Consider the following 23,666-nt stretch of genomic DNA (forward strand, 5'->3'; position numbering starts at 1 on the left):
TTTTTGGCACGCAAAATCGGCAGAGGGCACTTCAAACCAATGACATCCAGAGTTTGTGTATTCATGATGAAAACTCGTCATATTAATCAGAATTAACGTCAATTATACCGCACTTACTTGCACCCCACCCTGCAAGCCCATAAAATAAAGCCATTTTTCACTTTGGAGCTGTCTATGCGCCGTTTTGCCCTTCTCGCTCTCAGCCTTGCCGCGACTCAAGCATTTGCTTTGGGTTTCAGCCAAAAGGATACGCTGACCAACACGCGTTATCAGGAAAGCCCTGAAGAAGTTGCCGCACGCGAGTTTAAAGAACACAAAGCCGAGTTGCCGCCCCTGCCCGATACCCAATCGGGTGATTGGTTCGACCTCTATGTCAACGAAACCTACGGCAAGCAGCCCAAAATCCTGCTCAGCAGCCTGCAAATTATGCCTGCGCCGGACAACAGCATCCGCTACGTCTTGAATGTGCGCTCCGACAAAGGCTACGACAACCTCTCCGTCGAAGGCCTCTATTGCGCCCGCACGTCCTTTACTTACAGCAACGACAAGCGTTCTTCTTACAAAGTATTCGCATACGGCGACACAGTAAACCACCGCTGGATCGAGCCGCGCAAAGGCGATTGGAAGCTGACCGGCAATGCGTTCAGCCGCAACGACGCCCTACACACCGCCCTGTATCAGGCATTCTGTATCGACGGCATGCCGACAACAGTCGAAGGCTTGGTACAACGTTTGAAAGAACGTGGCGGCCGTCACGGTACAACGCTGACCAACCACGACAAATAAACCGCTTTAATCAACAAAAAGGCCGTCTGAAATTTTTCAGACGGCCTTGTCTTTCAAGACAGCTTAGAATTTGTGATACAGGCCCACAGAAGCGGCTTTTTGTTCAACGCCGCCTTTGTTGGCAGCAGTCAGATGGGTTTTGTTGCCGACTTTCAGATACGCCAGTTGGGCATTGACGCCGGTACGTTTGCTGAAGGTGTATTGGCCGCCAATAACGACTTGGTCGAATTTATCCACCAATTTCTCGCCGCTGTTCACGCCCTTGGCAGGCCAGCCGTGCGCGTAAGTAATGCGCGGTGTAACATTGCCCAATTTGTAGCCGACAGTTACCGCTGCATCAACCACTTTCACAGCTTCCTCTTTGCCTGAGTCGGTAGTGATGTCACTACCCTTGTACTCATTAAAACCATCGGTGAAATAGCCTAAATATTTGTTGGCTGTCTCATGGCCTTTGGCATAGTGTACGCCGCCTCCGATAAAGAGATTGTCTTTGTTGTAGTAAGTTTCGACTTTGGCGATTTGCGCCGCTTTGACTTTGCCGGAATTGTCGGTGTACGCGCCGTTATAGTGGCCGTAAGCCGCATTGGCAGTAAAGCCGTTTTTAGAGAAGCTCACGCCGCCGGTGTATTGGTCTTTGGCCGGTTTGGTATGCGTGTATTTGTCTGAAGGATTGCGATTGTCGCGCGGTGCGTAAGACACGTTGAATTTGAATCCGCCGAAATCCGGGCTGTCGTAGCGTACAGCGGCGTTGCGGTTGCCGGTACGGGTAAAGATGCCCAAGCCTGCAGCATTGGTTTTGTACATCCATGGATCGATGGTGTCCATTTCGTTCAGCATATTGCTGAGTTTACCGGCGCGAATCTTACCGAAGTTACCTTGCAGGCCGATGAAGGAGTCCCGAGTGGCAAAACCTTGGGAATCGCCGGTGATTGCTGTTTTTTGTTCAACTTGCCAAATGGCTTTCAAATCGCCGCCCAAGTTCTCGCTGCCTTTGAAACCGATACGGGAGGTATTGTCATTGATGCTGGTTGCGGTAGAGCTGGTTTCAGAACCTGCATCACCTTTGATTTTTACTTGACCGACCGTCACGCTGCTTTTGATTTGACCATACAGAATCACTTCTGCAGATGCAGCCAGCGGCAAACCAGCAATAACCAAAGCGATAATCGATTTTTTCATTATTCTCTCCAAAACAAAGTTAAAATCTCGTGAAAACACGTTTAGCAATATTAATGTTTTCCAACGCTACAAACAACTACTTTCATCTTGATAGACACTTTTATTCATTAGAGTTTAGACTTTTTACAACATTTTTAAATAAAACAGGCCGTCTGAAAGAAATTTCAGACGGCCTCTCCCATTCAAAGTCACGGCAAGGACAATCATCCCTCTTATTGCAATCATTTAATCAAAAATGATTGCTTGATAAATGTTTGCCATATATCAACCCAATATCCCCAAATTGCCACTATCATTAACTTTTTTCTTATGAAGAAGTTTTTTTATATCAATAATTTATTTGGTATAAATTTTTCCTTTTACCTAATATAAATAAATAGGAGCCTTTATGTTGAACAAACATTTCTTTTTATCTTTGCTAATGGCTGTCTCTACTGCAGCGGTATCCGCCGAAACCCATCATGCACATTGGTCTTACACAGGTGAAAACGATGCTGCACACTGGGGCGACTTGAGTGAAGACTTTGCCGTCTGCAAAACAGGCAAACAGCAATCTCCAGTTGACTTCTCCACAACAAAAGCAGTAAAAGGCAAACAACCGGCATACCGTTACAACGTCGCCGACTACAAAGTAGAAAATAACGGCCATACCCTTCAAGCCACGCCGCAAGGCAAGGCCCAAACCATCGTGATTAACGGTAAAACCTATACCTTCAAACAATTCCACTTCCATACGCCGAGCGAACATACTTTCAAAGGCAAACATTTCCCGATGGAAGCGCATTTCGTCCATCAAGCCGAAGACGGTACTTTGGCGGTCATCGGCTCTGTATTTAAACCGGGCAAAAACAACCCTGCCTTGTCCGCACTCACTGCCAAAAAACTGAAAGCGGGCGAATCCGTAATGTTGAAAAACTTGAATATCCAAGCCCTGCTGCCTAAAGATAGCAAGTCATTCCAGCTGAAAGGCTCGCTGACAACGCCGCCTTGCAGCGAAAACGTGACTTGGGTTGTCTTAAAAACTCCGGTTCAGGCAGATGCGGCACAGTTTAAAGCCATGCGCGACATTATCGGCGGCGAAAACAACCGTCCCGTACAACCTTTGAACAACCGTGAAGTCAATGAAGACAAATAACTTCTAAGGCCGTCTGAAAACAAAAAAGCACCCGGAAACGGGTGCTTTTTCAATCACATCAATCAGGCTTTTTTGTTACCCAACGCGGCTTTCACAAACGCGCTGAACAAAGGATGGCCTTTGCGCGGATTGGAAGTGAATTCCGGATGGAACTGACAAGCGAAGAACCAAGGATGATTTGGCAATTCGATGGTTTCAACCAAACGCTCGCGGCCTGCGGATACGCCGCCAATGACCAAACCGGCTTTTTCCAACTGAGGAACATAGTTGTTGTTGACTTCGTAGCGGTGGCGATGACGTTCGCGGATATGTTCGCTGCCGTAGATTTTTGCAGCAAGGCTGCCCGGTTTGAGGTCAACTTCTTGTGCGCCCAAACGCATAGTACCGCCCAAATCGGCAGATTCGTCACGGGTTTCTACGCTGCCGTCGGCAGTTTGCCATTCGTCAATCAGGGCAACGACAGGCGCGGCGCATTTCAAGTCAAACTCGGTAGAGTTCGCACCTTTCAAGCCTGCAACATCGCGGGCGTATTCGATCAAGGCAATTTGCATGCCCAAACAGATGCCCAAGTATGGTACGTTGTTTTCACGTGCATAACGTACGGCGGCAATTTTGCCTTCTACGCCGCGTGAACCAAAGCCGCCCGGCACCAAAATCGCGTCCATGTCTTTGAGCATGGAAACGTCGCCATTGCCCTTCTCGATGCTTTCGCTGTCGACAAAGGTAATTTGTACGTCGGTTTCAGTGTGAATACCCGCGTGTTTCAGGGCTTCGATCAGCGATTTGTAGGACTCGGTCAAATCAACGTATTTGCCGACCATTGCGATTTTGACGGTGTGTTTCGGATTTTGAATCGCGTGAACGATTTTCTTCCATTCGGTCAAATCGGCTTGTTTGACATTCAGCTGCAACTGCTCGGTAATGATGCTGTCGATGCCTTGGTTGTGCAGCATTTCAGGGCATTCGTAAATGCTGTCCACATCGTAGCTGCCCACGATGGCACGTTCTTCAACGTTACAGAACAAAGCAATTTTACGGCGCTCGTCCGCAGGCATTTCTCTGTCCATACGGCAGATCAGGATGTCGGGTTGCAAACCAATGCTCAACATTTCTTTAACGGTATGCTGGGTCGGTTTGGTTTTGATTTCGCCGGCGGCGGCAATGTAAGGAACATAGCTCAGGTGGGCAAACAATGTATTGTTACGGCCGAGCTGGCTGCGCATTTGGCGGATGGCTTCCAAGAAAGGCAACGATTCGATATCGCCGACTGTACCGCCGATTTCGACAATCGCCACATCATAACCGGCCGCGCCTTCGTGGATGCGGCGTTTGATTTCATCGGTAATATGCGGAATCACTTGTACGGTACCGCCCAAATAGTCGCCGCGACGCTCTTTGGCAATCACATTTTCATAGACTTGGCCGGTACTGAAGCTGTTGCGGCGGGTCATGGTGGCGTTAATGAAACGCTCGTAGTGACCGAGGTCGAGGTCGGTTTCCGCACCGTCATCGGTCACGAATACTTCGCCGTGTTGAAAAGGGCTCATGGTACCCGGGTCAACGTTGATATACGGGTCGAGCTTAAGCATGGTCACGTTCAAGCCACGCGACTCGAGAATAGTAGCAATAGAAGCGGCGGCGATACCTTTACCCAAAGAAGATACAACGCCGCCGGTTACGAAAATAAATTTAGTCATGATGTGACACCCATGTTGGAATGTGTGATTTTAACTTGAAGCAGCATATTCTGGCAAACGGCAAAAGCTTCAGGCCGTCTGAAAACAGCGTATTCAGACGGCCTTATCATACTGATTCTGTATATCAGCGCAGCTCGCGGCGCAGGATTTTGCCAACGTTGGATTTTGGCAACTCGTCGCGGAATTCGATGTCTTTCGGCACTTTATACGCCGTCAGTTCTTTGCGGCAGAAATCGATCAGTTCTTCCTTGGTCAAAGACGGGTCTTTGCGTACGACGAAGACCTTAATCGCTTCACCGGTTTTCTCGCTTGCCACGCCGATACAGGCGACTTCCAAGACTTTGTCGTTGCTGGCCACCACTTCTTCGATTTCGTTCGGATATACATTGAAACCGGATACCACAATCAAATCTTTTTTGCGGTCCACCAGCTTCAGCCAGCCTTTTTCATCCATCACGGCAATGTCGCCGGTCTCTAAAAAGCCGCGTGCATCGATTGCTTTGGCAGTTTCTTCAGGACGGTTCCAATAGCCTTTCATCACTTGTGGGCCGCGCACCCACAATTCGCCCGGTTGTCCGATAGGCACTTCTTTGCCGTCTGCATCGCGCAATTCTATCTCAGTTGAAGGAACAGGCAGACCGATACCGCCGCTGTAAGCTTCAATATTCAAAGGATTACAACATACGCCCGGGCTGGCTTCAGTCAAGCCATAGGCTTCCACAATCGGCGTACCGGTGATTTTTTTCCATTTTTCCGCCACGGCTCTTTGCGTTGCCATACCGCCACCCAAAGTCAGCTTCAAACGGGAAAAATCGACTTCGGCAAAATCTGGACGGTTGACCATCGCATTAAACAGGGTATTCACACCAATAAACACGCTAATCGGCTCTTTTTTCAATTCACCGACAAATCCTTTCATGTCGCGCGGATTGGTAATCAGGATGATTTTAGAACCGGTATTCGCAAAGATCATCAGGTTTACCGTCAAGGCAAAGATATGATAAAGCGGCAACGCGGCAATAACCGTTTCTTTGCCTTCGTGCAGGCTGTTTTTAATCCATTCTTTTGCCTGCAACATATTGGCGCAGATATTGCCGTGACTGAGGACGGCACCTTTTGCCAAACCGGTCGTGCCACCTGTATATTGCAGCAAGGCAGTATCATCGCTCGTCAACTCGACTGGTTTGAACGTATTTGCCGCACCTTGCTTCAAGGCCGTCTGAAAAGTCACGGTATTGGGAATGCGGTATTCCGGCACCATTTTTTTCACTTTACGGATGACGAAGTTCATCAACGCGCCTTTAATCATGCCGAACATTTCTCCGACCGACGCGACAATCACATGTTTGATTTGCGTACGCGGCAACACCAGCTCCAACGTATTGGCAAAGTTCTCCAATACGACAATCGTTGTCGCACCGCTATCTTTCAACTGATGCTCCAACTCGCGCGGCGTATAAAGCGGATTGGTATTCACTGCCACCAAACCGGCCTGCAAAATACCGAAAAGCGCAATCGGATATTGCAAAACGTTCGGCATCATAATCGCCACACGCTCACCGCGCGGCAATTTCAATACGTTTTGCAGGTAAGACGCAAAATCGGTAGCCAACTTGCCCACTTCGGCATAAGTCAGCGTTTTGCCCATGTTTTGAAAAGCAGGTTTATCCGCAAATTTCTCGACACTTTGACGGAATACGTCGCTGATAGAGCTGTATTGAGAAATATCGATTTCGGGGTTGACACCTTGTTCATAGCTTTTGAGCCAGAGTTTTTCCATATTGATCAGTCTTTGTTTTAGTCGTTTTTAGAATGGAGGCCGTCTGAAAGGCTTGATTTAATCTGCCGCTTCGTTTTCAGACGGCCCTTTTATTAAGCAGTAATAATGACAGGCTTGTCGGTGGACATGATGATACCGCCGCCCAAGCACACATCGCCGTCGTACAGTACCGCTGACTGTCCGGGAGTTACCGCCCATTGCGACTCGTCAAAAACAAGCTCGATGGTTTCATCATCCAAGTAACGCAACGTACAAGGCGCGTCAGCCATACGGTAGCGCGTTTTGCAGGTATAGCGTCCTTCTTTTGGACGTTCGGGCAATGTGAAACTCAAATCGTTCATAATCAGGCTTTGCGTATAAAGCAAAGGATGGTCATGGCCTTGGACGACAATCAGTTCGTTTTTGGTCAAATCCTTGGCCGCAACAAACCATGGTTCGCCTGCGCCGCCGATACCCAAGCCTTTGCGTTGACCCAGCGTGTAAAACATCAAGCCGACGTGTTCGCCGACTACTTTGCCTTCAGGGGTAACCATTTTGCCATTATTGGTCGGTAGGTATTTTTGCAGAAATTCGCGGAACGGGCGCTCGCCGATAAAGCAGATGCCGGTACTGTCTTTTTTGGTTGCAGTCGGTAATTTGAATTCTTCGGCAAGACGGCGGACTTCAGGTTTTTCCAACTCGCCCAATGGGAAAATCGCGCGCTCGAGTTGGAAAGGTTTGAGGCGGTACAGGAAATAGCTTTGGTCTTTGTTTTGATCCAAGCCTTTGAGCAGGTAATGCACGCCGTTTCGAACTTCTTTGCGGGCATAGTGTCCGGTGGCAATGGTATCGGCGCCCTGCTCTATGGCGTAGTCCAAAAAGCATTTGAATTTGATTTCGGCATTGCACAACACATCCGGATTCGGCGTGCGGCCTGCGCTGTATTCTTTAAGGAAATAGGCAAATACGTTGTCTTTGTATTGTGCTGCGAAATTGACGATGTCGATATCGATTCCGATGATATCGGCAACGGCAATAGCATCAAAGGAATCTTGTTTGATGCTGCAATATTCGTCGTTGTCGTCATCTTCCCAGTTCTGCATGAACACGCCGCTGATTTGATGGCCTTGCTGTTTGAGTAGGGCTGCGGTAACGGAGGAATCGACGCCGCCGGAAAGGCCGACGATGATGTTTGTTGGTGTGGGGGTAGTATTCATGAGGTGAATGTGGGTTTCAAATATATTTTTTAAAGCTTGATTTTAGCACATTTTGATTTAACGACAGAAAAGGCCGTCTGAAAGCCCAATGGCTTTCAGACGGCCTTTATATTAAAATTCAATCAATTAGTGCTGATGCGCGCCACCATGACCATGGCCGTGACCGTGATCCATGCCGGATTGCGGTGCAGTTTTCACTTCCAGCTCAACAGTTTGAGATTTCGCGTTTTTGAATTTCAGGGTTACAGGTACTTTTTCGCCTTCTTTCAGCGGTTTTTTCAGACCCATGAACATAACGTGGTAGCTGCCTGGTTTCAGCTCGGTTACGCTTTTTGCCGCCAAAGGCACGCCGCCTTTAACTTCGCGCATACGCATAACACCGTTGTCGTTAATATGGGTGTGTACTTCAACGCGTTCTGCAACAGGGCTGCTGCCGCCTACCAAGAAGTCTTGTTTGGCTTCATCGTTTTGGATTTTCATGAATGCGCCACCCATTTTCATACCTTCGACAGTGGCACGTGCCCAACCGTCTTCAATATGGATACCGGCTGCAGATACGGAAGTTGCCAAGCCTGCCAGAATCAGGGTTGCCATTAATTTTTTCATGTTTTGCTCCTTGTGTTTGCCAAATGGCTGGGATATACAGCCTTCATCTTACAACCAAAGGCCGTCTGAAAACTTTGATATAGATTAATTAATACTATCTAATCCTAACGAATTACCATATTACCATATTTTTAAGCAGTTAATGCAATAATCCAAACAATAAATAACATGAACAAAGCCATCAGTTGCGCGGCCGAACCGGCATCTTTGGCACGCTTGGCCAGCTCGTGTTTTTCAGTAGAGGTATGGTCAACGGCTGCCTCGATGGCGGTATTAAACAATTCGGTAACCAATGAAATAAACGATGCAACAATGAGCACCATTTTGATGGCCGAGCCGAAATCAAGGAATAAGGCCAAGACAATTAAAATCAGATTCAACCAAAAAACTTGGCGAAATGCACTTTCATAACGATACGCGGCAGCCAGTCCGTCTTTGGAATAACCAAACGCATTAATGATGCGCTTGATGCCGTTTTTGCCTTTTTTCTCGGAAGCGTAGGAAGATGGTTCCATCATATTCTCAACATTAGAATGCCGTCTGAAAAAAACGGTCAGGTCAATTTTCAGACGGCCTTTGGATTTATTGTTTTACCCAAGATGCTACGGCATCTGCAAACATGGCAGCAACGTCGAAATCTTTTTGCTTCATGATTTCTTGGAAGCCAGTCGGGCTGGTTACGTTGACTTCGGTCAGGTTGCTGCCGATGACATCCAAACCGGCAAGCAAAATACCGCGGCGCTTCAATTCAGGCGCAAGGGTTTCTGCAATTTCACGGTCACGCTCGCTCAACTCCTGCGCCACGCCGCGGCCGCCGGCAGCCAAGTTGCCGCGCGTTTCACCATTTTGAGGAATACGCGCCAAAGCATACGGAACAACTTCCCCACCGATAATCAAAATGCGCTTGTCGCCATGTACGATTTCAGGAATATAACGTTGTGCCATGATGGTGCGTGAATCAAGCTGCATCAGGGTTTCCAAAATACTGCCGATATTAGGGTCGGATTCGGTCAGGCGGAAAATACCCATACCGCCCATGCCGTCCAAAGGTTTGATGATGATGTCGCCGTGTTCTTTCAAAAATGCGCGGACATCGGCGGAACGTGTGGTAACCAAAGTCGGCGCGGTAAACTGGCTGAAATTCAAAATCGCCAATTTCTCATTGAAATCACGCATTGCTTGTCCGCTGTTAAATACTTTTGCGCCCTGCTGCTCTGCCAAAGTTAAAAACTGGGTCGCATACAGATATTGCATATTAAACGGCGGATCAGTGCGCATAATGACCGCATCGAAATCTTTTAAGGCCGTCTGAACTTTTGTCTCTGCTTTAAACCATTCGTGATCGTCATCATTCTTCGCGCCGACAAACTCAAATGCCGCCGCCTGAGCCACCACCAAGCCTTCACGGACGGACAATTCTCCGCTCAAGGTATGAAAAAGCTGCCAACCGCGCTTTGCCATTTCACGCATCATGGCGTAAGTAGTGTCTTTATAGGTTTTAAAACTTGCCATTGGATCGGCGATAAACAGGACTTTCATCAAAATTTCCTTGTAAACAGACGATATAATCATACCTTGTATTCTGCCTGCCTGAAAAGGTGGCAAAATATAGAAAAGGCCGTCTGAATCCTATTTTCAGACGGCCTTGAGGCTTTTAGGCGGCTGCCAAATGCAAGAGTTCGGCGGCATGGCTGCGTGTGGTATCGGTAATGATTTCGCCACCCAGCATACGCGCGATTTCCTCAATGCGCTGATGATGGTTCAAGACGCTGATTTCGCTGACGGTTTGCTCCCCTTCGCTATGCTTGCGGACCTGCCAATGGTTTTCACCACAAGAGGCTACTTGAGGAAGATGGGTTACCGCCAAAACTTGATGTTTTTTACCTAATGCACGCAAAGCTTTACCGACCATTTCAGCAACACCGCCACCAATACCGGTATCCACTTCATCAAAAATCAATGTCGGCACTTGCGTGTATTGGCTGGCAACCACTTGCAAAGCCAAGCTGATACGCGCCAATTCGCCACCGGAAGCCACTTTATTCAAAGGTCGGGACGGATTGCCTTTATTCGCTGCTACTTGGAATTGCACCTGCTCCAGACCATGCGCGGTCGGCGAAGACGGCAACAAGACGATGTCAAAACGTGCGCCCTTCATGGCCAAATGCTGCATATGCTCGGTGGTCTCTTCGCCCAAACGGCCGGCCGCCTGATGGCGCATGGCGGAGAGAATGTGGGCGGCTTCGTGGTATTCGGCAAGATTGCGTGCGACTGCATTTTCCAAGGCTTCCAAATCAGCAGCCGCGTGCAGGTTTTGCAAGCGCTCGTCGATTTCCGCCAACTTTTGCGGCAACTCTTCCGGCTCAATGCGGTATTTGCGCGCCATACTCATCAATTCGCCCATACGGCTTTCTTGTGCGGCCAATTCATTAGGATCGATGTCGCTGCGACCAGCCACATCACGCATATTGGCACTGATTTCACCCAATTCTGCTTCAATACTTGCCAACATATTCAAGCTCTCGGCAAAGCGCGGCTCAATGTTTTGCAGATTGCCCAACAGTTTTTGGCATTGGTAGATTTGACGTTGGATGCCGTTGTCTCCGTCTATACTGTCGCCCACCTGCTCGGCGGTTTGCAGCAACTCGGCCGAATGCGCCAGACTGTCGTGGCTTTGGCTTAAGGTTTCCCATTCGTTGGGTTTGAGCTCCAATTGGTTCAACTCATTAAACTGCCATTCCAAACGCTCGCGTTCGATGGCCATGGTTTCTGCCTGCTCTTGCGCTTCTTGTAGTGCCTTTTTCGCATTGACCCAGTTTTGATAAAGCTGTTTGACCATTTCTGCCTGCTCTTTGCTGCCGGCAAATGCGTCCAACAACTCGCGTTGCGCAGACTCTTGATTCAACGAATGATGGGCATTTTGGCCGTGAATATCGATTAACTGCTCGCCGATGGCTTTCAGCTGCGCCAATGTTGCTGCCTGATTATTGATATAACTGCGGCTTTTACCCTTGGCATCGATAATACGGCGGATGCTGAGCTCTTCGGCATCTTCTTCCAAAAGACCTTGCTCCTGCAGCTGCGCTTTCAGCTCAGGCAAACTACTGATATCGAACAAAGCCGACAACTGCGCTTCTTTGGCGCCGCTTCGCACTTGGCTATAATCGGCTTTATCGCCCAACAACAGGCCAATCGCGTCCAGAGTAATCGATTTGCCTGCGCCGGTCTCGCCCGTCAATACGGTAAAGCCGTTTTGAAAATCAAGATTCAGGTTTTCAACAATGACAAAATCACGCAAAGAAAGTGCCAACAGCATTGCAGTATTCCTTAGTAAATCACCCGCACCTATGCGGAATAGCTTTAGATAAACTGATTATAACTAAGATTTTTTATAGTTTAAATCAGATTTTTCTTATAATCTATCTAAGATATTTATTTTAAACAAATTATTTTTTAAGCAAGCAATAAAAAGGCCGTCTGAATATTGCTACATTTTCAGACGGCCTAAATTTGCTTTACTCTGCCAGCTCTACTTGTTCATGCCCCATCAATTCCTGCCCCACTCCGGCAAGCAGGTTCAGATAACGCTCATACTGCTTGAGCATATCGGCAATCAATTCTTTTTGCGTCATATATTGCACATCGTATCCATCGCGCCCATCCGAAAAATACGTCAACGGTATGAACGTTGCTGCATATTTGAAATGAGGCAGGCTGTCTTCACGAATCAACTGGTCGGTAATTTCCCGCTTTACGGATTTAATCCCATAGACAAAATCCCTTACCGTCCCTTTATGCACCACCAGCTCCACCGACGGCTCATCCTGTTGCAACAGGCAACGGATTTCTACGTCCATATTGTATTTTTCGGTCAATTCGTTTTTCAATTCCTGCATTGCCGGAAGCGCCGTATTTTTCATAAATTTGATGATATCGACTTCCTGCGTCTGATTCATCATTTGGCCAAGGCGTTCCCTCCAATGATCGCCCGACCAGAAAATACTGCTCGGATTAACGGCGGTTGCAAAATAGTTGGCATCGTTGTTTAGAGCTTTCCACAAAGAAACCATCATAAAAATCATCAACACCGCAAACGGCAGAGACGCAATCAGGGTCATGGTTTGCAAAATAGGCAAACCGCCGGCACCCAACAACACAATAGCCACAGCCGAAATCAACACGCCCCACATAACCGATTGCCACTTAGGCGAAGCCAGCCCTTTATCGCGCGAAGCAATATTGTTCAGCACATAAATGCCTGAGTCGGCAGAAGTGATAAAAAACAGCGAAATCACCAGCAATGCTACCAAGCTGCTGACAACCGGCCACGGCAAATAATTCAAAAAGGCAAACAACAATTTTTCAGGCTCGTTGGTCAAGGCAGACAAGGCGCCGTTTGCCACATGCGTGTCCAGCCACAAGGCTGAATTGCCAAATACAGTAAACCACAAAATACTCATCAGGCTAGGCACTGCCAATACGCCAAAAATAAATTCGCGGATGGTCCTGCCTCGCGAAATTCGGGCAATGAACAAACCGACAAAAGGCGACCACGAACACCACCAAGCCCAATACAACACCGTCCAGCCGGTAAACCATTTTGTATGCTCAGGCTCGTAGGTATATGACTTAAAGCTGAACGAAACGAAGTTACTCAAATAAGTGCCCAAATTGTCGCTGAATGCGAAAATCAAATACGTCGTCGGCATACTCAACAAGACAAACAACAGCAATGACAGTGCCAACACCAAGTTGGTTTCACTCAAAATTTTGACGCCTTTGCCCACGCCCGAAGTTGCGGAAAATATGGCAATCGCCATCACAACAACGATAATGCCGACCTGCAAGACATAGCTGTTATCCTGCACCCAGCCCATCTTCAACAAACCGGAACCCATTTGTGCCGCGCCAAATCCCAAGGTTGTGATAATACCGAACAAAGTCGCAATCAAAGCCATCACATCGATGGCATCGCCCATTTTGCCGTTGATTTTGTCTTTTAAAATCGGATAAAAGCAGGAGCGCAACGCCAGCGGCAATTTATAGCGGAAACCGAAATACGCCAAAGCAAGCGCAATGATTCCGTAGATTGCCCAGGCATGAATCCCCCAGTGGAACACCGTATGCAGAATCGCCTCTTGCGCATTGCCTTTGGCAATCGGGGAAGAGAAATGCGATAAAGGCTCAGCCACACCGAAAAACATCAAGCCCACGCCCATGCCGGCCGCAAACAGCATGGCCAGCCATGATAAAAACGAAAACTCAGGTTCGTCCTCGTTTGCACCCAGCCTGATACTGCCGAAGCTGCTGATGGGAAGCGCCAATAAGAAAATAAGGAATACAGAGAAAGTCAGAATGTAAAACCAACTGACATTTTGAAAAATAAACTGCTTCATGGCATTTAACAAAGCCTCTGTATTTTGAGGCCAAACCAAAGCAGCTGACAAAAGCAAAAGGACGAAGAAAAGCGTAATACCGACCACGCTTGGATTGAAAGAAGATTTGTTTTGAATAAATTGTTTAAATTTCATATCGGTTCCGTAGTTGATACAGCGCATATTTGAAGAACAAACGGGCTGCCGATTGATAAAGAGAGAAACGTTTCCGTATGTCTTCTCAAGCTATTACAGAATGAGAGATATTTATTCTAATGCTTTTTCAAATTATATCACAAAATCAATAAGTTATTAAAATAGATAAAAATTATATTTAAAATCATGATGTTATACAATAATAAAGGCCGTCCGAAACACGATTGTTTTAGACGGCCTTTACATTCAAATCAGTTAATCAGTCTGCTTCCTGATTCAACTGCTTCTTCAGTTTCCTCATCGCCTGTCGGCGGCGTTTCCATTAAATCAGGTAACACCAGCTCACCCAATTCTGTCAGTGGCGGCAATTCTTCCAAACTTTCCAAACGCAAATCGCTTAAGAATGTTGCCGTTGTTGCCCACAATGCCGGACGGCCGACAGAATCACGGTGGCCGATGACTTCAATCCAGCCCCTATCCTGCAAGGTTTGCATGACATTTTGCGACACCGCCACGCCGCGTATGCCTTCAATATCGCCACGCGTTACCGGTTGCTGATAGGCAATAATCGCCAGCGTCTCCATCACGGCGCGGGAATAACGCGGCGCGCGCTGCTCTTGCAGGCTGCCCAGTCGTTCAAATGCGGCTTGGGCGATTTGGAAGCGCCAGCCCTCATGGGTATGCACCAGTTGCAAAGCCCTGCCCTGCCAACGGGCCTTCAGTTGCGCCAACACATCAATCAGCTTGTCTTGCGACAACGGAGGCACGCACAATTCTCGCATGGCTTTTTCGTTTAAGGGTTCGACTTGCGTCAACAGCGCCGCTTCAATCAGCGCATCGGGAGAAAGTTTTTCAGTCATAATAAAATCAATGTTCAGGCGGCATGAACAGCCAAAGGCCATCTGAAAGACAATATGGTCAACAGTTTGTCACGCGCTCAAATGCGCTTTCAGTTTTTCTTCGTCCAAAAACCAATGGCAGATTTCGGTATCGCCATCCAGCAAAACAGGCACCAGCTCATTGTACTTTTCTTCTAAAACCGGATCTTCATCAACATCGACAATGTCCAGCTCAAATCCAAACTGCTCCTGATAAGGCTTTAATTGTTCGCGCATTTTGTGGCACAGGCTGCAATATTCCCGAAACATCAAGGTCAGTTTCATGGCGGTTACTCTCGGAGGAACAAAAGCGGCCATTGTATAGCAAAATGCCTCCAAACCATACAGGCATGACAAAGGCCGTCTGAACAGGCGCGAAACGACGCCTTCAGACGGCCTTTATGTGTATTCTGAAATTAAGACTGAACGTTGATCCCGGCAGTCACGGCATTTTGGGCGCTGCTTGCAGTCAAAAACGATGCAGCCAATTCGCCGCAGCAACCGCAACAAGTCGCCACGCCCAATTGAGCCTGCAAATCGCTCATGGTGGTTGCACCGGCGGCGATGGTCTCTTTGATGTCGTGGTCAGTAATGGCGTTGCAGATGCAGACAAACATGATGTGCTCCAATAATTTTGTTACCCTCTGTAATTGAGAGTAGGATTTATTCTTGAACGTAAATATAAATAAAAACGGTTTGCATTGCAATATTGGCACTGTCCTTTTGTTTTGAAATTTTTCTATGGAATTTTATATTTTGATTGATATTTTATAATTTTAAAGTTTGATAACCTTTCAGACGGCCTCAATAACAAAAAGCGGCATCTTCGAGATGCCGCCTTTATTTATGAACGGGAATGGTGTTCATCGACCATGTTTTTCAAACGGATATTGGCAACATGGGTATAAATCTGCGTAGTATTGATATCGGAATGTCCCAACATCATCTGGACTGAGCGCAAATCGACGCCGTGATTGACCAAATGCGTGGCAAAAGCATGGCGCAAGCCGTGCGGGCTGAGTGAAGCAATACCGGCTGCTTCGGCATATTCTTTGACTATCATCCATGCAAGCTGACGGCTGATGCCGCTGCGTTTCTGGCTGACAAACACTTCGTCGCAGATTTTATTTTTCAACAACAACGGGCGCGATTCGTTGCAATAACGTTCCACCCAATACGCCGCTTCCTGACCCAGCGGAACCAGACGCAATTTGTCGCCCTTGCCTATGGTTCGGATACTGCCGCGATGTAAATCGATATCGCTGAGCGTCAATTTGACGGCTTCGGTCACGCGCAAACCTGTTGCATACATGACTTCAAGCAAGGCTTTGTCGCGCAGTCCGTGCGACGTTTCCACATCCGGCGCAGCCAGCAGCGCGTCGATTTGGGCTTCGGTAATCAGCGTGGGCAGTTTTCGTTCCGATTTCGGCGCCTTGAGAAAACGGGTAGGATTGTCTGCTCTTTGACCCGTTTCTTCCAACCAGCCGTACATGCGCTTGCAAGCCGACAATGCCCGCGCTTGGGACGTACTTTTTTCCCCTTCCGCATACACGGCATCAGACAGGGAAAATTCATCGGCACTCAACCAATCCTGCCCACCCTCGGCCAAACGCGCCGCGACCTTGACCAAATCACGGCGGTAACTCTGCAGCGTATTGTGGCTGAGCCTGTCTTGCAGCCAAAGGGATTCAAGCAGCTTGTCTATTAAATCGTCCATATTTATCAAACTGTATTGAAAGGCCGTCTGAACGGCATGGCTTTACATCCGTTCAGACGGCCTTAGGTTTTCAAAGCCCTATTTTAAGAAGCTTGAGAAATTGTATCCAAAACTTCCTGCGCGTGTCCGGCCACTTTGACTTTGCGCCATTCATGGGCGATTTCGCCGTTTTCATCCAACACAAACGTGCTGCGCTCGATGCCGAGTGATTCTTTGCCGTAAAGCTTTTTCAGCTTGATCACGTCAAACAGTTTGCAGACGGTTTCTTCTTTGTCGCTCAACAATTCAAACTGGAAGCCTTGTTTGGCGCAGAAATTCTGATGCGATTTGACACCGTCGCGCGAAATGCCGACAACGGTATAGCCCAATGCTTTGAATTGCTCCAATCGGGCATTGAAATCCAAGCCTTCAGTGGTACAGCCGGGCGTGCTGTCTTTAGGATAAAAATAGACAACCAACGGCAAATGTTCGGCGGAGTTAAAATCGCTGCCGGAAGAAGATGGGAGTGTGAATTGATATTTTGACATAATTATTCCTTTCAGACGGCCTAAACCTAGCCTGCGTTTATTTTTCGCTTAAATTCAAATAACTGCGCGTACCTTGAAAATCTTCTAATGCACGCAACAAAAGCTGAAAGTGGTCGTCATTGCCGGCCAAATCCAACTCATCGGCATTGACAGTCAGCAAAGGCGCTCTTTGATACAAATGGAAGAAATGGCTGTATTCGTCATGCACCCGTCCCAAATAGCCTTCGGGAAACAAGCTGATGATACCTTCGTGACGTTTTTGCAGGCGTTTGCGGTTGTTTTCGACGGCTGTTTGCAGATAAATCACCACATCGGGCTCCGCGTATTGCGGCAGAATGCGTTGCTTCATATCGGCAAAAAGCTGCTGCTCATCATTATTCAAAACGATGGACGTAAAAATACGGTCTTTTTCCAATAAAAAGTCAGCCACAACCATTCCGCCTTGCGCGCATTGCTCTTCAATAATATTCACGCTTTCAGCGCGGCGCGTCAGGAAGAAAAGTTCGGCAGCCAAGCCATTATTGGAAACATTGCTGTAAAACTTCATGAGAAACGGATTGTGATCCGGATTCTCTGACAACAGCAACGCGCTGAAATGCTCTGCCAAGCGGCGGCTCAAAGCGGTCTTGCCGCTACCGATGGCGCCTTCGACAACAATATAACGAGGATTCATAGTAACTCTTTGTAATGTGTTTCCCAACAATATTTTATAGCAAAAAAGGCGTGTCCAACACGCCCTTTCTTGTTTTAGTCCGTTTTTCAGACGGCCCTTATTCTTTTAACAGGCGAATACCCTGCCCGCCCAAAGCCTGAGCCAAATCAGCCGCACGTCCATGCTCGCCCAACTCGAAATCCGGAAGGATTTCGGCCAACGGCAACATCACGAAACTACGCTCATGCGCGCGCGGATGCGGCAAGGTCAGATGCGGATCATCGCTGCGGATACCGTCAAAATCGATAATGTCCAAATCCAAGGTGCGCGGCGCATTACGGAAAGTACGTTCGCGCCCAAATTCGGCCTCGATGCGGTTTAACTCTGCCAACAGCGCTACGCCGTCCAATGAAGTTTTCACCGCACAAACGGCATTCACAAAATCAGGCTGATCGTCATAGCCGACCGGCGCAGTCAGATACAGGGAAGAAGTCTTTTCAAGCCGGATATGAGGATGCGCGGCCAATTCGGCCAAAGCTGCGCGAACCTGTTCGGCAGGATTGGCAAGATTGCTGCCCAAAGCGATAACGGCAAAATGCGGATACATTTCAGACGGCCTCTTTTAAAACGGCAGCGTTTTGGTTTTGGCAAGGAAAACAATCGTGGCAACACACGACATGGCCAAAACGTAGACGATATAGAATTTCGGCGAACGCGGACGCGAACGCATCATAATCATGCCCAACACAATATAAACCAGCAACAGCAGGATTTTCATGCCGAGCCACGGTGCATTGAACGGCGAAAAATGGGTAATCTTCATCAGCCATAAGCCGGTAAACAGCAACATGGTGTCGTTCAAATGTGGCATGGCTTTCCAAATGCCAGCCAACGGCTTCTCAGGATGACGCCAGAGCAGGAAAAAACGGATGTTGAACAACAGAATGGTAATGGCAACGAAAATCTGATGGCTGTATTTTACAAACAGATATTGCATGGCAGTTTCTTATGTTAAAGGTTGAAAAACAAAGCAGCTATTTTACCGCAAACATCTATTTCTGACGCAACTTTTCAATTGCCAGCAGATAGGGAGGCGCATTGCGGCGGTTGACAAAGCCATAGCGTAACACGGCAAATGCTTCCTGCGGCAAAGTTTCCGCCCATTGCACAATCGCCTCAGCCTCTATTCGGCCGGCTTCATGCCCCGGATACAATACCGCCACGGCAAGCCCGCCCTCTTTCAGCAAACCCAAAGTATCCGTCAGCGCACGGATGCTGCTTGCAGCCTCAGTTGTACAGCTTTTATCGTCACCCGGCAGCCAACCGAAATTAAATACTGCGGCATCTAAAGGCTCGTCGAGATAAGATAAAAGGTTTTCATGGCCGTCATGTATCAGAGCTACCCAACCATCTACGCCATTTTCTTTCAGACGGCCTTGAGTCTGCATTAATGCTTTGGGTTGCACATCAAATGCCCACACCCTACCCGTCTCGCCAACCGACTGCGCCAACAGCAAAGTATCATGCCCGTTTCCGGCCGTCGCATCCAAAGCGCGGCAGCCTGATTTTAAGGCTTGTCGTAACAGGGAATGTGCAAAAGGAAGAATGTTTTCAAGCAGCATGATAAAGGTCGTCTGAAAATAAAAATACCCTACCGCAAAAGCGGTAAGGTATTGAAAAACAGGAATGCGTTACATCATTTATTCGGCAGGTTGTTGCACAGTCTCAACTTGAACCGGAGCAGCTGCGGCAGCGGCTTGAGGTTGTTTGTTTTCGTGTTGCAGGCTGACTGCGCGTGCAGGAACGATTGTTGAGATAGCGTGTTTGTAAACCATCTGAGTGACGGAAGTATTACGCAGCAGAACAACGTACTGGTCGAATGATTCCACTTGGCCTTGCAGCTTGATGCCGTTTACCAAGTAGATCGAAACCGGAACGTGCTCTTTACGCAACGCATTCAAAAAAGGATCTTGTAACATTTGTCCTTTAGCTGTCATATTCTTGAGCTCCATTATTATGATTGTAAAGACGCCAAAATCGGCGTTTGATGGAATTGTAGCCCCGAATAGGATAAATTACCAACTATTTTTTTCTATCACACCGTTTAGGAATCCAGCAATAAGGGAACTTCCCGTCAAACCGACTGTTTCATTTCCATATTCACAACAACCCTAAACCCAAATTGGATGTTTTTTTAAATTCGGCAAATCCTATCGAAAATATGCCATGAAGTTCTAACAAGCTGTTTTTCATTATAAAAAGGCCGTCTGAAATTGTTCAGACGGCCTTTGTGCTTATTTACTGAATTGTTTTTTCACGCTGACTTTGGTTTTCTTCTTGAAGCGGTTTTTCTCTTCCTTGCGGCCTTCGCGTTTCTCAATACGGTTGCTTAGGCTGACACGGCGCAGCGGTTTTTTCTTCGGTTTGTCTTCCGCATTTTCATACGGGTTTTCCGAAACATTGTATTGAATTCTGAGCGGCGTACCTTGCAGATTGAAGGCTTTGCGGAACGTTTGGGTCAAATAGCGCGTGTAGCTGTCAGAAATGGCGTGCAGCGAATTGCCGTGTACCACAATTACCGGCGGATTCATGCCGCCCTGGTGGGCATAACGCATTTTCGGACGCACCAAACCAGCACGCGGAGGCTGTTGACGCTCGATCGCGCTTTGCAATACGCGCGTGATTTTCGGTGTCGGCATCTTAATCATTGCCGCGTTGTAGGCAGCCTGAATGCTTTCAAACAAACCGTCTATACCGCGCTCTTTCAATGCAGAAATAAAGTGAAACTTAGCAAAATCAAGGAAATACAGTTTGCGGTTGATATCGCGTTTCACTTGCTCGCGACGCTCTTCACTGATGCCGTCCCATTTATTGACCGCCACCACCAAAGCACGGCCTGCTTCCAAAGCAAAACCTGCAATCGTCGCATCTTGATCGGCAATATCTTGTTGCGCGTCCAATACCAAAACAGCAACGTTTGCCGCTTCAACCGCCTGCATGGCTTTGATAACGGAGAACTTTTCCACTGCTTCATCCACTTTGCCGCGACGGCGCACACCTGCGGTATCGATGATGGTAAACGGCTTGCCTTCGCGTTCAAAATCGATATGAATACTGTCGCGCGTCGTGCCTGCCATATCGAAAGCAATCACGCGCTCTTCGCCGAGGATGGCGTTTACCAAGGTCGATTTACCGACATTGGGACGGCCGATTACAGCAAAAACAGGATGTTTCGCTTCTTCCTCTTCCTTTTCAGGCTCTGGGAAGGTTTCCAAAATATCTTCAATCAGATAATACACGCCATCGCCATGCGCACCTGAAATAACATAAGGGTCGCCAAGAGCAAGTTCGTAGAACTCGGCGGCAAGTACGGCTCTATTGCCGCCCTCGCCTTTATTCACGGCCAAATAAACAGGACGCGGGCTTTGGCGCAAACGGTCGGCAATAATTTTGTCTTGCGGCGTCAAACCGGTACGGCCGTCCACCAAAAACACCACTGCATCGGCTTCATCGACAGCCTGCAAGGTCTGTTTTGCCATTTCGTGCAAAATGCCGCTGTCCACAACCGGCTCAAAGCCGCCGGTATCGATGACCAAATAAGGTTTGCTGCCGACTTTGCCATGACCGTAATGGCGGTCACGCGTCAGGCCGGGCAAGTCATGCACGAGCGCGTCTTTGGTGCGCGTCAAACGGTTGAATAAGGTAGATTTGCCGACATTGGGGCGGCCGACAAGCGCGATGGTTGGTTTCATGATTGAGTCTTTCTGTGTCAAGTGCCGCCTAAAAACGGGAGCGGAACACAAGCAGGTGTTTTAAAAACACGGTTGATAAGGATAAGTGTAGGCCGTCTGAAAAGTCATTGCAACTTCAGACGGCCTTGATTTCAAACAAACTTATTTCAAGCTGTCGATTTTCATTTGCAGCAATTCGCGGCCTACTGCGGTTTGCGGCATTTTGCTCAAAGCAGCTTCGTAACTTTGTACGGCTTCTTTGGTTTTATTTTGGGCAACGTAAACATCGCCTTTAGTTTCCAGCATCAAAGGCTCGAAATCAGCCTCAACCTGAGTATTCAGGGCATTGATGGCGGCATCGTACTTTTTCTGCTGCAACAGGACAACGCCCAAACGCTGAGCTGCCAAAGCTTGAACCAGCGGTGCGTTTTGGTTTTTCAGTACCCAATTCAAATGACCTTCCGCCACATCATAACGGCCGGCATCAAACTCGGTTGCCGCCACCATCAACGTAGCTTGGGCTGTCGAAATAGAATCAGGATAGTTTTTTTGCAATTCGGCCAAATCGGCGTTGATGGCTTTAGGGTCGGTTTTTTGCTGCGCCTTTTCCACCATTTGCGCCAATACTGCGGCGGCTTCCTGATCTTTTGAAGCTTTTTGGCCTTGGTAAATGGTGTAACCCAAATACCCCAAAGCCGCCACAATCAGCAAGGCAAAGATCCAACGGCCGGTTTTTTTCCAAAAATATTTAAAATTGTCTAACTCTTGTTGTTCTTCCAAATGAGCTGCCATTTATGCGTTCTTCCATTGTTGTAAAGTGTCTGTCAAATCAGCGGCGGCAACGGTTTGTTGTTCGTGTTTGCCCTGCATATCTTTCAGGGTAACCGTACCGTTTGCCAGCTCATCCTGAGCCACAATCAGGGCAAAGCGTGCGCCACTGTTGTCTGCTTTTTTCATTTGCGCTTTCAGGCTCTGATAGCCGGAATGCTGCATCACATTGAAACCTTGGGCGCGCAAGGCTTGTGCGTATTTCATCACCTGCAAGTCCGCACCTTCGCCTTGGTGCATTGCATAGACATCAGGCGCGGCGTTCACTTCCAATGAGCCGTATTCGCTCACCAAAAGCAGCAGGCGCTCAATACCCATCGCAAAGCCGATAGACGGCACAGGTTTGCCGCCAAGCTCTTCAATCAAACCATCGTAACGGCCGCCGCCGCACACAGTCGCCTGCGCGCCGAGTTTGTCGGTCGTCCACTCAAAAACCGTCTGATTGTAGTAATCCAAACCGCGGACCAAGCGCGGATTTTCAATATACTGAATACCCAAACCGTCCAACATCGCCTTGAAGCGTGCATAGTGGTTTTGCGAAGCCTCGCCCAAATAATCCACCAGACGCGGCGCCGCGTTGCAGATTTCCTGCAAATCAGGGTTTTTCGTATCCAAAACGCGCAAAGGATTGGTTTTCAGACGGCGTTTGCTGTCTTCGTCCAATTTATCTTCATAACGGGTCAGATATTCAACTAATGCCGCACGGTGTGCCGCGCGTTCCTCACGGTTGCCCAAGCTGTTGATTTCCAAAGTCAGGTATTCGCGAATACCCAATTTTTCCCACAAGTCGGCAGACATCGCGATGATTTCCGCATCAATATCCGGCCCTTCAAAACCCAAAGCCTCGATACCAACCTGATGGAACTGACGATAACGGCCTTTTTGCGGACGCTCGCGGCGGAACATTGGCCCCATATACCACAGCTTTTGCGGGCTGTTGTACAGAAGGTTGTGTTCGACCACCGCACGCAAACAAGAAGCCGTACCTTCAGGACGCAGGCTCAAACTCAAAGAATCGTTTGAATCGGAGAAGGTGTACATTTCCTTGCCGACCACATCGGTTTCCTCGCCAATGGAGCGGACAAACAAACCGGTTTGCTCGACAATCGGCGTACGGATTTGCTGATAGCCGTAAGCGCGTGTCCAACGGCCGACCGTATCTTCAAACGCCTGCCAAAATGCAGCCGTCAGTTTAAAATCTTTTTGTTCGACAGGTAAAAGGTCGTTCATACCTTTTACAGATTGAATTTTTTGTGCCATTTCAATATGGGATAAGCGAAAATCAAATAGTTGGGCATTATAGCTGATTTTTAAGGGTTTGTGAGGTTGGGAACAAATCAAAAGGCCGTCTGAAAATCGGTTTTCGCATTCAGACGGCCTGTAAAGCAGATTGCAGAATCACATTCAATGATTCCAACACTTC

24 protein-coding genes are annotated in these 23,666 nt (G+C 48.0%); 2 read left to right on the forward strand and 22 right to left on the reverse strand.

Annotated features, from left to right (window positions below):
* Window positions 1-174: 174 nt before the first annotated feature.
* Window positions 175-786, forward strand: a complete 612-nt coding sequence (locus tag HMPREF2608_RS07665) for a CNP1-like family protein (RefSeq protein ID WP_070734631.1) — start codon at window positions 175-177, stop codon at window positions 784-786.
* 63 nt (window positions 787-849) lie between these two features.
* On the opposite strand, the gene HMPREF2608_RS07670 is transcribed toward HMPREF2608_RS07665, so the two are convergent.
* Window positions 850-1,965 (reverse strand): porin, encoded by a 1,116-nt coding sequence (locus HMPREF2608_RS07670; protein WP_070734633.1) that lies wholly within the window; start codon window positions 1,963-1,965, stop codon window positions 850-852.
* A 388-nt stretch (window positions 1,966-2,353) separates the two neighbouring features.
* On the opposite strand from HMPREF2608_RS07670, the gene HMPREF2608_RS07675 reads away from it, so the two are divergent.
* On the forward strand, window positions 2,354-3,100 hold the full coding sequence (locus HMPREF2608_RS07675) for a carbonic anhydrase (RefSeq protein ID WP_070734635.1): 747 nt from the start codon (window positions 2,354-2,356) through the stop codon (window positions 3,098-3,100).
* 62 nt (window positions 3,101-3,162) lie between these two features.
* Here HMPREF2608_RS07675 and HMPREF2608_RS07680 read toward each other — a convergent pair whose 3' ends face one another.
* The 21 genes from HMPREF2608_RS07680 to hisS all read right to left on the reverse strand — a co-directional run bounded on the left by HMPREF2608_RS07680 (window position 3,163) and on the right by hisS (window position 23,503).
* Window positions 3,163-4,797, reverse strand: coding sequence for a CTP synthase (locus tag HMPREF2608_RS07680; protein WP_004519451.1), 1,635 nt, complete (start codon window positions 4,795-4,797; stop codon window positions 3,163-3,165).
* A 124-nt stretch (window positions 4,798-4,921) separates the two neighbouring features.
* The gene (locus HMPREF2608_RS07685) at window positions 4,922-6,577 is read right to left on the reverse strand and encodes an AMP-binding protein (protein ID WP_070826517.1); all 1,656 of its coding nucleotides are present in this window, start codon (window positions 6,575-6,577) and stop codon (window positions 4,922-4,924) included.
* Between the two features lie 92 nt (window positions 6,578-6,669).
* Window positions 6,670-7,773, reverse strand: coding sequence for a tRNA 2-thiouridine(34) synthase MnmA (gene mnmA / locus HMPREF2608_RS07690; RefSeq protein WP_070826518.1), 1,104 nt, complete (start codon window positions 7,771-7,773; stop codon window positions 6,670-6,672).
* 126 nt (window positions 7,774-7,899) lie between these two features.
* Window positions 7,900-8,379, reverse strand: coding sequence for a copper chaperone PCu(A)C (locus HMPREF2608_RS07695; RefSeq protein WP_070826519.1), 480 nt, complete (start codon window positions 8,377-8,379; stop codon window positions 7,900-7,902).
* A 131-nt stretch (window positions 8,380-8,510) separates the two neighbouring features.
* The gene (locus HMPREF2608_RS07700) at window positions 8,511-8,894 is read right to left on the reverse strand and encodes a diacylglycerol kinase (RefSeq protein WP_070826520.1); all 384 of its coding nucleotides are present in this window, start codon (window positions 8,892-8,894) and stop codon (window positions 8,511-8,513) included.
* Between the two features lie 67 nt (window positions 8,895-8,961).
* Entirely contained in the window at window positions 8,962-9,918 is a 957-nt protein-coding gene (gene gshB, locus HMPREF2608_RS07705; RefSeq protein ID WP_070826521.1) for a glutathione synthase, read from the reverse strand.
* A gap of 115 nt (window positions 9,919-10,033) precedes the next feature.
* Window positions 10,034-11,695: a DNA repair protein RecN gene (gene recN, locus HMPREF2608_RS07710; RefSeq protein ID WP_070826522.1), complete on the reverse strand. Its 1,662-nt coding sequence runs from the start codon at window positions 11,693-11,695 to the stop codon at window positions 10,034-10,036.
* A gap of 199 nt (window positions 11,696-11,894) precedes the next feature.
* Window positions 11,895-13,910 carry a BCCT family transporter gene (locus HMPREF2608_RS07715; RefSeq protein ID WP_070826523.1) on the reverse strand — a complete coding sequence of 672 codons (2,016 nt, stop codon included), beginning with the start codon at window positions 13,908-13,910 and terminating at the stop codon, window positions 11,895-11,897.
* Window positions 13,911-14,161: 251 nt separating this feature from the next.
* Complete coding sequence (locus HMPREF2608_RS07720; RefSeq protein ID WP_070826595.1) at window positions 14,162-14,770, reverse strand: SMC-Scp complex subunit ScpB; 609 nt, start codon at window positions 14,768-14,770, stop codon at window positions 14,162-14,164.
* Window positions 14,771-14,839: 69 nt separating this feature from the next.
* Window positions 14,840-15,073: a glutaredoxin family protein gene (locus HMPREF2608_RS07725; RefSeq protein WP_036472354.1), complete on the reverse strand. Its 234-nt coding sequence runs from the start codon at window positions 15,071-15,073 to the stop codon at window positions 14,840-14,842.
* Window positions 15,074-15,204: 131 nt separating this feature from the next.
* Window positions 15,205-15,405, reverse strand: a complete 201-nt coding sequence (locus HMPREF2608_RS07730; RefSeq protein WP_070826524.1) for a (2Fe-2S)-binding protein — start codon at window positions 15,403-15,405, stop codon at window positions 15,205-15,207.
* A gap of 227 nt (window positions 15,406-15,632) precedes the next feature.
* A complete protein-coding gene (gene xerD / locus HMPREF2608_RS07735; RefSeq protein WP_070826525.1) occupies window positions 15,633-16,505 on the reverse strand; it encodes a site-specific tyrosine recombinase XerD in 873 nt (290 codons plus the stop codon).
* A gap of 83 nt (window positions 16,506-16,588) precedes the next feature.
* Complete coding sequence (locus HMPREF2608_RS07740) at window positions 16,589-17,032, reverse strand: peroxiredoxin (RefSeq protein WP_003683206.1); 444 nt, start codon at window positions 17,030-17,032, stop codon at window positions 16,589-16,591.
* Between the two features lie 37 nt (window positions 17,033-17,069).
* Entirely contained in the window at window positions 17,070-17,705 is a 636-nt protein-coding gene (locus tag HMPREF2608_RS07745; protein ID WP_070826526.1) for a deoxynucleoside kinase, read from the reverse strand.
* 97 nt (window positions 17,706-17,802) lie between these two features.
* The gene (gene folK / locus HMPREF2608_RS07750) at window positions 17,803-18,291 is read right to left on the reverse strand and encodes a 2-amino-4-hydroxy-6-hydroxymethyldihydropteridine diphosphokinase (RefSeq protein ID WP_070826527.1); all 489 of its coding nucleotides are present in this window, start codon (window positions 18,289-18,291) and stop codon (window positions 17,803-17,805) included.
* Between the two features lie 15 nt (window positions 18,292-18,306).
* Complete coding sequence (locus HMPREF2608_RS07755; protein ID WP_003681989.1) at window positions 18,307-18,681, reverse strand: SirB2 family protein; 375 nt, start codon at window positions 18,679-18,681, stop codon at window positions 18,307-18,309.
* Window positions 18,682-18,736: 55 nt separating this feature from the next.
* A complete protein-coding gene (locus HMPREF2608_RS07760) occupies window positions 18,737-19,306 on the reverse strand; it encodes a tRNA 5-(aminomethyl)-2-thiouridylate-methyltransferase MnmM (protein ID WP_070826528.1) in 570 nt (189 codons plus the stop codon).
* A 78-nt stretch (window positions 19,307-19,384) separates the two neighbouring features.
* Window positions 19,385-19,681: an RNA chaperone Hfq gene (gene hfq / locus HMPREF2608_RS07765; protein WP_036493792.1), complete on the reverse strand. Its 297-nt coding sequence runs from the start codon at window positions 19,679-19,681 to the stop codon at window positions 19,385-19,387.
* A gap of 297 nt (window positions 19,682-19,978) precedes the next feature.
* Complete coding sequence (gene der / locus HMPREF2608_RS07770; protein ID WP_049331367.1) at window positions 19,979-21,436, reverse strand: ribosome biogenesis GTPase Der; 1,458 nt, start codon at window positions 21,434-21,436, stop codon at window positions 19,979-19,981.
* Between the two features lie 141 nt (window positions 21,437-21,577).
* Complete coding sequence (locus tag HMPREF2608_RS07775; RefSeq protein WP_070695350.1) at window positions 21,578-22,207, reverse strand: YfgM family protein; 630 nt, start codon at window positions 22,205-22,207, stop codon at window positions 21,578-21,580.
* A complete protein-coding gene (hisS, locus tag HMPREF2608_RS07780; RefSeq protein WP_070826529.1) occupies window positions 22,208-23,503 on the reverse strand; it encodes a histidine--tRNA ligase in 1,296 nt (431 codons plus the stop codon).
* Window positions 23,504-23,666: the final 163 nt, after the last annotated feature.

The organism is Neisseria sp. HMSC064D07, from assembly GCF_001837185.1.
Taxonomy (GTDB): Bacteria; Pseudomonadota; Gammaproteobacteria; order Burkholderiales; family Neisseriaceae; genus Neisseria; species Neisseria flavescens_C.

Excerpts from the sequence above, each read along its gene's own strand:
- HMPREF2608_RS07665 (WP_070734631.1), top strand. The coding sequence starts at position 175 with ATGCGCCGTTTTGCCCTTCTCGCTCTCAGCCTTGCCGCGACTCAAGCA.
- HMPREF2608_RS07670 (WP_070734633.1), bottom strand. The coding sequence starts at position 1,965 with ATGAAAAAATCGATTATCGCTTTGGTTATTGCTGGTTTGCCGCTGGCT.
- HMPREF2608_RS07675 (WP_070734635.1), top strand. The coding sequence starts at position 2,354 with ATGTTGAACAAACATTTCTTTTTATCTTTGCTAATGGCTGTCTCTACT.
- HMPREF2608_RS07680 (WP_004519451.1), bottom strand. The coding sequence starts at position 4,797 with ATGACTAAATTTATTTTCGTAACCGGCGGCGTTGTATCTTCTTTGGGT.
- HMPREF2608_RS07685 (WP_070826517.1), bottom strand. The coding sequence starts at position 6,577 with ATGGAAAAACTCTGGCTCAAAAGCTATGAACAAGGTGTCAACCCCGAA.
- mnmA (WP_070826518.1), bottom strand. The coding sequence starts at position 7,773 with ATGAATACTACCCCCACACCAACAAACATCATCGTCGGCCTTTCCGGC.
- HMPREF2608_RS07695 (WP_070826519.1), bottom strand. The coding sequence starts at position 8,379 with ATGAAAAAATTAATGGCAACCCTGATTCTGGCAGGCTTGGCAACTTCC.
- HMPREF2608_RS07700 (WP_070826520.1), bottom strand. The coding sequence starts at position 8,894 with ATGGAACCATCTTCCTACGCTTCCGAGAAAAAAGGCAAAAACGGCATC.
- gshB (WP_070826521.1), bottom strand. The coding sequence starts at position 9,918 with ATGAAAGTCCTGTTTATCGCCGATCCAATGGCAAGTTTTAAAACCTAT.
- recN (WP_070826522.1), bottom strand. The coding sequence starts at position 11,695 with ATGCTGTTGGCACTTTCTTTGCGTGATTTTGTCATTGTTGAAAACCTG.
- HMPREF2608_RS07715 (WP_070826523.1), bottom strand. The coding sequence starts at position 13,910 with ATGAAATTTAAACAATTTATTCAAAACAAATCTTCTTTCAATCCAAGC.
- HMPREF2608_RS07720 (WP_070826595.1), bottom strand. The coding sequence starts at position 14,770 with ATGACTGAAAAACTTTCTCCCGATGCGCTGATTGAAGCGGCGCTGTTG.
- HMPREF2608_RS07725 (WP_036472354.1), bottom strand. The coding sequence starts at position 15,073 with ATGAAACTGACCTTGATGTTTCGGGAATATTGCAGCCTGTGCCACAAA.
- HMPREF2608_RS07730 (WP_070826524.1), bottom strand. The coding sequence starts at position 15,405 with ATGTTTGTCTGCATCTGCAACGCCATTACTGACCACGACATCAAAGAG.
- xerD (WP_070826525.1), bottom strand. The coding sequence starts at position 16,505 with ATGGACGATTTAATAGACAAGCTGCTTGAATCCCTTTGGCTGCAAGAC.
- HMPREF2608_RS07740 (WP_003683206.1), bottom strand. The coding sequence starts at position 17,032 with ATGTCAAAATATCAATTCACACTCCCATCTTCTTCCGGCAGCGATTTT.
- HMPREF2608_RS07745 (WP_070826526.1), bottom strand. The coding sequence starts at position 17,705 with ATGAATCCTCGTTATATTGTTGTCGAAGGCGCCATCGGTAGCGGCAAG.
- folK (WP_070826527.1), bottom strand. The coding sequence starts at position 18,291 with ATGTATCCGCATTTTGCCGTTATCGCTTTGGGCAGCAATCTTGCCAAT.
- HMPREF2608_RS07755 (WP_003681989.1), bottom strand. The coding sequence starts at position 18,681 with ATGCAATATCTGTTTGTAAAATACAGCCATCAGATTTTCGTTGCCATT.
- HMPREF2608_RS07760 (WP_070826528.1), bottom strand. The coding sequence starts at position 19,306 with ATGCTGCTTGAAAACATTCTTCCTTTTGCACATTCCCTGTTACGACAA.
- hfq (WP_036493792.1), bottom strand. The coding sequence starts at position 19,681 with ATGACAGCTAAAGGACAAATGTTACAAGATCCTTTTTTGAATGCGTTG.
- der (WP_049331367.1), bottom strand. The coding sequence starts at position 21,436 with ATGAAACCAACCATCGCGCTTGTCGGCCGCCCCAATGTCGGCAAATCT.
- HMPREF2608_RS07775 (WP_070695350.1), bottom strand. The coding sequence starts at position 22,207 with ATGGCAGCTCATTTGGAAGAACAACAAGAGTTAGACAATTTTAAATAT.
- hisS (WP_070826529.1), bottom strand. The coding sequence starts at position 23,503 with ATGGCACAAAAAATTCAATCTGTAAAAGGTATGAACGACCTTTTACCT.